Raw genomic sequence first — 6,056 nt, forward strand, 5'->3', positions numbered from 1 at the left:
TTGTCAATTTTTTCAGCCAAGGGCCGTTTGCAGCCCGTATGCGGCATTGGGCGCCGGCTCCCACGGGTCGCAGTCCGGGCTGATCAGCCAGGTATGGTAGCCCAGTTGGCACCACTGCGGCCCGCCAAGGGTTGTGGTATGAATCTGATCATTGTGGACAATCAACCGGATGTCCACGCTCAACGGGTGATCCAGGTATGCGTTGACAACCCGGGTTATGCGGTCAAACGCTTCGGTGCCCGGCGACATGTCGTGAAACCGTGCCGAATCCAGGGGACCGCAACGAATGCGGATTTTGCTGCTGTAGTCAAGAATCCGGATACCAATGTGGCTGTCGCAGCCCAGTTCACAGCCCTGGCGGCCCAGCAGACACCGCTGGTCCGGGTCAATGGCCACCCAATGGGCCACGCATTGATCGATTTCAACCCCGGGAAGCCGGAAAAAGTCGGCGATCAGGGTTTTGAGTCCGAGCGCGGAGCGAGTCCCGCCCATAAACAGTCCGGCATAGCACAGCAGGGCATCGCTTTCCGGCAGGCGGCTCCGGATTTCGGGCTCGGTCCGCCCGATGAGGCTATAGAGACGCTCAAGGCTGACCGGGTCTTTTTCGTCCACGATTTTGACCGGAAGGCGGTACTTGCTCCAGGATTCATAAAAGAGTTTGAAAATCCGGTCATTGAAGATGTCTAAAAAATCTCGTTTGACGCTTTCTTCTTCAAAGGCCTCATCAATGATTTCCTCGGTGTAATAGGTGGGCAGCGGCGAGCCCGGTCCGTAGAACCCCAGGAAATTGGCCGTGATTTCAAAACGCTCCTGGTCCTTTGTGGAAATATCGCGTATACCGGCCACATCCACGTCAGAAAAACCCAGAGACACGGGCGGGCGAATCCTGACGCAATTGCGCAGAAATCCGGAAAAATCCCCCCCGTTTTCACCGGCACGCCGCAGCAGGCGAATGACCTGAAAATAGCCGAACTGCTTCGGGCTGGCCAAAAGGCGGTTTTTCAATGTATCCGGGTCTTTCCGATGCGTATGGGCCATTGGGTCCTCTCGCCGCTTAAGCTGTCGGTCACACTCAGGCGGGTGTAGCTGTTGATGGCTGCGTATTCAGCGAAAAACCGGTCCAGAACCGCGGAAAACAAGACAAAATCTCCCCTGGAGGCAAAGTTTGCCGCATTCATTTTGATTTCAATCTCAAAGCCCCGGATCACGCCCCCCCGGATCACCCGGTTGCCCGGCCTGCAGGAAACCTCACTGATGGCCTGAATGCGCTTGAGATTGGCCTGCACCACGTTTTGGTCCTGCATGGCGGCAAACACGTATAAGCGAAGCAGTGTCTGCAGGCTGTCGGCTTCCATGATGGAAAGCAGGTTCACGGACAGATGCGACAGCAGATTCCACAGCAGGTTGCGGTCCAGGGGCGGGTGGGCCATTTTGGTCGGGTAACCGATGTTTTTAAACGTGCACAGCTCCGGAGAAGTACTGGTGGCCCTGCAGATATCTCCGGCCTGGAGCGCGGCCGGCCGGTCGCCGTTGGTGCAAAGCAGGTCAATGGACAGCGTCTCCGGCCGGACCCGGTTTTCTTCCGGATAACCCACACCGATAAACATTTCCGGTGCCCTGGCGTGGATGGAAATGCGCCTGCGGATAAAATAACTCCCCCGGTCTCCGTCGGCTTCCCGGAAATGTTCAAACGGCGCGTATTCGCGTTTTTGCACGGTTCCCTGGACAATTCCGGTGACTTTTTCCACGGAAAATACGCTGTAGTGATGCCGGTCCTTGCCTGCTGGGATGATCCGGTATTCGCTGTTGCGGTGATCCAGGGAGATGGGCACGGCGTCATGGGCAAACAGATTGACCGCGGGCACGACAAACAGGGCAAACCGCTCAGCCTTCAGATCCCTGGGGATTTCGGTGTGGCGCTCCAGTTCGAATTCCACTGCAAACCGGTCCCCCGAGCCCCGTTCCTGCCAGTTCTCCCAGCCGTACAAATCGAAAAACAGAAACTGCTCCGGGAGGATAAAGTATTCCTGCAGCAGGCGGAAAACCGACAGGGACTGGCCCGGATACGGCACCAGCGCGGTTTGATCCTCTGTTATGGCGTTTTTCAGATGATCCCGGCCCGAAACCGTGACCGGCCGGCCGTCTCTTTCAGGCACAAAGCGGATATTGACCGTGTGCCGATCCAGCAGGGCATAAAGGTCCGCAGCTTCCCCGATGGCCCCCGGCAGGTGCAGCCGGAGCTTTTCCGGGCGCCACTGGTCAAGGGTCAGTCCCGAGAGCCGAAAGTGGATCCGCAGTACCGGATTCTGCCCGATTTTTTCCTCCTGGTCCACGGCAGTGATCCGCAGAGGGTGGACCTCTATGTCCCCGCAGGTCCGGAACGTGCAGGGCTGATCTTTTACCGGCACAGAGTCTATTTCGGTTTGCGCGGGGATGGTAAAGCTTTGCATCAGGCCGACCTTGGGTTCAAAGGCCATCATGACCGCTGCGGGAATCGGCTGGAGGTAATGGGGAAACACCAGCTGCATCAGACCCTGGATGATTTCCGGGAAATCGTCGTCGAGCTTTTCCCTGAGCATGCCGGTCATAAAGGCTGTGGCCTCAAGCAGCCGCTCCACATCCGGGTCCTGGGACGTGCCGGTGAGCATCGGCGCAAGGGCGGGATGGGCCCGGGCAAATTCAACCGCCAGCTCCCGCAGATGCTGCAGTTCCTCCTGGTAGTATTTCTGGGTCATAAAACCTTTCAGCCTGTTGGTATAAACGCTTTTCAGAGCCCGGCAAGTCAGATCAGATCGATTTTTCCTTCCGGATCCACCACGGTTTCAAAGGAGATGTCCATGTCCGAACCGGGCAGCCGGAGTTTGCCCTCGATCTTGAACTTGAGTTTCAATACCTTGTCATCCCTGGGCAGCACTTGGATTCGGGTCCGGGTCAGCCGGGGCTCGTATTTTTCCAGGACGGTCTCGATGTGGCCGGCGAGCTGCTCATAGGTCATGTCGTCAAAGGAGCGGATCATGTTGGTGAAATCCGGCAGGCCCAGGTCGTCTGCAATCATGGCGCTTCCCTGGCGGGTATTGAGCAGGGCCTTTAAATGCCCGAGAACGGATGCCAGAATCAGTTCCGCATTCCATACCCCCCTGCGATCCGGGTCCTGTTCATATGCGCGCAGCCGCTCAAGCAGCCTGAGACCTTCCATTTTACCCGCCGCTCCTTATACAGGCGTTTATTGAGAATTCACCATTGACCACTGTCAATTGACAATGGTCAATGGTAAACCCGGACATATTGTCCGTCCTCTGCCTTCTGCCTTCTGTCTTCTGCCTTCTGTCCTCTGTCCTCTGTCCTCTGCCCTCAGTCCTCTGTCTTCCGTCTTCCCTTTAAGCCTTGGGCGCTTTCCAGTCGTCTTCTGACTCGATGCCGTCGGGCTCATAGGTCCATATGATCTTGCCGTAAGTGAACTGCAAAACTTCCATGTCCTGGTAGGGCTTGTTTTCCGCCAGAAATGTCATGGGCTTATAGGCTCGTGTGGATACCAGGATGGCGCCTTCAAGCTTGGTGGTGAAATAGTGTTCTTCCTGACCTTTGTCGTTGATCCGGAAATACTGGATCTCCACGGTCTTGAACTGCTCGCCGCTGCAGCAGGCCTGGTAGAGCTTCGGAGTGGCCTTGTCAAAATGCTTGGTCACCTTCAGGGGATGGTGGATCCGCTGGCCCGTGGGCATGCCGGTATGTGTATCCTTGGGAATTTCGATCTCGTGATCAATGGCATAGAGCAGAATCATGTCTTCCCGCCCGCCCTGGCTGCAGTCACCGTCGATTTTGCCCTGATTGTTGCCCTCCAGGGTCATGTAACTTGTCATTGCCATAATGCTTTCTCCTTGGTTCTGGTAAAACGGTTATTGGTTTACGGGCAGGCCTTATTCCTTGTCGAGCTTGCCCACCAGCGAAAGCGTAAAGCTGGCGCCCATGTACTTGAAATGGGGCATCACCTTCATCGAAACAGTATACCAGCCCGGGTCGCCGGCCACGTCTTCGACGCTGATCTGGGCCCGGCGCAGGGGACGGCGGGAACGCACGCCGGCCGCGGGGCTTTCCTGGTCGGCCACGTACTGACGGATCCACTTGTTGAGCTCGTCTTCCAGGTCCCCGCGCTGTTTCCAGGTGCCGATATTTTCGCGCTGGATGACCTTGATGTAATGCGACAGCCGGTTGATGACAAACATATAGGGAAGCTGCATGCCCAGCTTGTAGTTGGTCTCGGCTTCCTTTCCCTCGGGGCTGTTGCCGAAGGACTTGGCCTTCTGGCAGGAATTGGCCGAGAAAAAAGAAGCATTGTTGCTGCCCTTGCGCATGGTCAGCCCGATAAAGCCCTCTTCTGCCAGTTCGTATTCCCGCCGCTCGGACAACAGCACCTGGGTGGGGATCTTGCTTTGAATCGCGCCCATGGACTCATAGTTGTATACCGGCAGATCATCCACGGACCCGCCGCCCTGGGGGCCGATGATGTTGGCGCACCAGCGGTACTTGGCAAAGCTGTCAGTCAGCCGGGAGGCAAAGGCAAAGGCCGTGTTGCCCCAGAGAAAACTGGAACTCCCGCCGGAGACGTCTTCCTTGAAGTTAAAGGATTTGGCCGGCACCGTGTCTTCGCCGTAGGGCAGGCGGAGCAGAAACTTGGGCAGGGTGAGTCCCACGTAGCGGGCATCCTCGGATTCCCTGAAAGCTCTCCACTTGGCGTACTGGGGTCCTTCAAAAAGCGAGGAGACATCCTTGAGGTTGGGCAGTTCCTCAAAGGCTTCTATGCCGAAAAACGAAGGGCCGGCCGCGGAAATAAAGGGGGCATGCGACATGGCCGAGACACTGGCGATATTCTGCAGCAGCTTCATGTCCTGGGGCCCGGGCCAGAAATCGTAATTGCCGATGATGGCGCCATAGGGCTCGCCGCCGAACTGGCCGTATTCCTTGGTATAAACGGTTTGGTAGAGGCCGGACTGGGGGATTTCCGGGGCGTCTTCAAAGTCGTCGAGCAGGTCCTGCTTGCTGGCGTTTAAAATCGAGACTTTGATGTTTTCCCGAAAATCCGTGTTGTCCACCAGGTATTTGAGCGAGCGCCAGGCCGATTCCAGCTTCTGGAATTCCTCGTGATGCAGGATCTCGTTGACCTGGGCGGAGATTTTCTGATCCAGGTCCGCGATCATTTCATCCACGATGGCCTTGCTGATCTTCTCACCCTCGCGCTCAGGCTTGAGCATCTCGTCAATAAAGGCCTGAACCCCGGTCCGGGTAATGGAGTAGGACTCGTCGGAAGGCGAAATCTTGGTTGCCCCGAGGATTTCATCGAGCAGTGAGGCCTCCTGGCCCGACGCCTCCTGGTCTTGCTGTTGTTCCTTTTTTTCTTCAGCCATGATGTGCTCCTTATTCTTCTAATCCGAGTTCTTTGAGCAGGCGCTGCCGGGTGCCATCGTCTGCAACGATTTCCTGGAGTTTCTTGCGGAACGCCGGTGTGTTGCCCAGCGGGCCCTTCAACGCGGTCAGGGCTTCGCGCAGCTGCTTGAGCTGGGCCAGTTCCGGGACCTTTTCAACGATTTGATCCGGGTCAAAGTCCTTGATGCTTTCAAATTTCATGTTCACGGCCATTTCCCCGCCTTCTTCGGCATCGCCGCCTTCTTTGGCCAGTTTGTTGGGCACGCCAAAGGTCAGCTCCAGATTCTGGGCCTTTAACACGTCGTTGAAATTGTTTTTGTCCACATTGATGGGTTCGCGGTCCTCGAGCATCCGGTCGTCTTCCTTTGAGGTGAAATCGCCCATCACCATGACCTTCAGCGGCAGTTCCACTTCTTCCTTTGCATCCCCGGTTGCCGACTTGTAGGTGATGTTGACACGTTCCTTGGGGGCCACGGATCCTTCTTTTGCCATAATACTCCCTCCCTTATGTTATGTTGGATAAGCTTGATGGTGCTGTAAAAAGTCCAATATCTGCGTTACGCGCAATTTCTCAGAATTTCACGTACGGATAACTACGCTGCATTCTTCGAAATTGCGCAAGCCTTGATCTTGAA

Annotated in this window: 6 protein-coding genes; all 6 read right to left on the reverse strand. The window is 56.2% G+C overall.

Annotation, left to right across the window (positions count from 1 at the left end; genetic code table 11):
* Positions 1-12: 12 nt before the first annotated feature.
* The gene (gene tssG, locus ACTCIA_RS12180) at positions 13-1,038 is read right to left on the reverse strand and encodes a type VI secretion system baseplate subunit TssG (protein ID WP_463002094.1); all 1,026 of its coding nucleotides are present in this window, start codon (positions 1,036-1,038) and stop codon (positions 13-15) included.
* Positions 1,002-2,735 (reverse strand): type VI secretion system baseplate subunit TssF, encoded by a 1,734-nt coding sequence (gene tssF / locus ACTCIA_RS12185; RefSeq protein ID WP_463002095.1) that lies wholly within the window; start codon positions 2,733-2,735, stop codon positions 1,002-1,004. The genes tssG and tssF overlap by 37 nt, the downstream gene beginning before the upstream one ends.
* 47 nt (positions 2,736-2,782) lie before the next feature.
* Positions 2,783-3,196, reverse strand: a complete 414-nt coding sequence (tssE, locus tag ACTCIA_RS12190) for a type VI secretion system baseplate subunit TssE (RefSeq protein WP_463002096.1) — start codon at positions 3,194-3,196, stop codon at positions 2,783-2,785.
* Positions 3,197-3,377: 181 nt separating this feature from the next.
* On the reverse strand, positions 3,378-3,866 hold the full coding sequence (locus ACTCIA_RS12195) for an Hcp family type VI secretion system effector (RefSeq protein ID WP_463002097.1): 489 nt from the start codon (positions 3,864-3,866) through the stop codon (positions 3,378-3,380).
* Between the two features lie 51 nt (positions 3,867-3,917).
* The gene (gene tssC, locus ACTCIA_RS12200) at positions 3,918-5,402 is read right to left on the reverse strand and encodes a type VI secretion system contractile sheath large subunit (RefSeq protein ID WP_463002098.1); all 1,485 of its coding nucleotides are present in this window, start codon (positions 5,400-5,402) and stop codon (positions 3,918-3,920) included.
* A 10-nt stretch (positions 5,403-5,412) separates the two neighbouring features.
* Complete coding sequence (tssB, locus tag ACTCIA_RS12205; protein ID WP_463002099.1) at positions 5,413-5,913, reverse strand: type VI secretion system contractile sheath small subunit; 501 nt, start codon at positions 5,911-5,913, stop codon at positions 5,413-5,415.
* Positions 5,914-6,056: the final 143 nt, after the last annotated feature.

The organism is Desulfosalsimonas sp., from assembly GCF_055149105.1.

Coding starts and splice junctions, on each gene's coding strand:
- tssE (WP_463002096.1), bottom strand. CDS start 3,196: ATGGAAGGTCTCAGGCTGCTTGAGCGGCTGCGCGCATATGAACAGGAC.
- ACTCIA_RS12195 (WP_463002097.1), bottom strand. CDS start 3,866: ATGGCAATGACAAGTTACATGACCCTGGAGGGCAACAATCAGGGCAAA.
- tssF (WP_463002095.1), bottom strand. CDS start 2,735: ATGACCCAGAAATACTACCAGGAGGAACTGCAGCATCTGCGGGAGCTG.
- tssB (WP_463002099.1), bottom strand. CDS start 5,913: ATGGCAAAAGAAGGATCCGTGGCCCCCAAGGAACGTGTCAACATCACC.
- tssG (WP_463002094.1), bottom strand. CDS start 1,038: ATGGCCCATACGCATCGGAAAGACCCGGATACATTGAAAAACCGCCTT.
- tssC (WP_463002098.1), bottom strand. CDS start 5,402: ATGGCTGAAGAAAAAAAGGAACAACAGCAAGACCAGGAGGCGTCGGGC.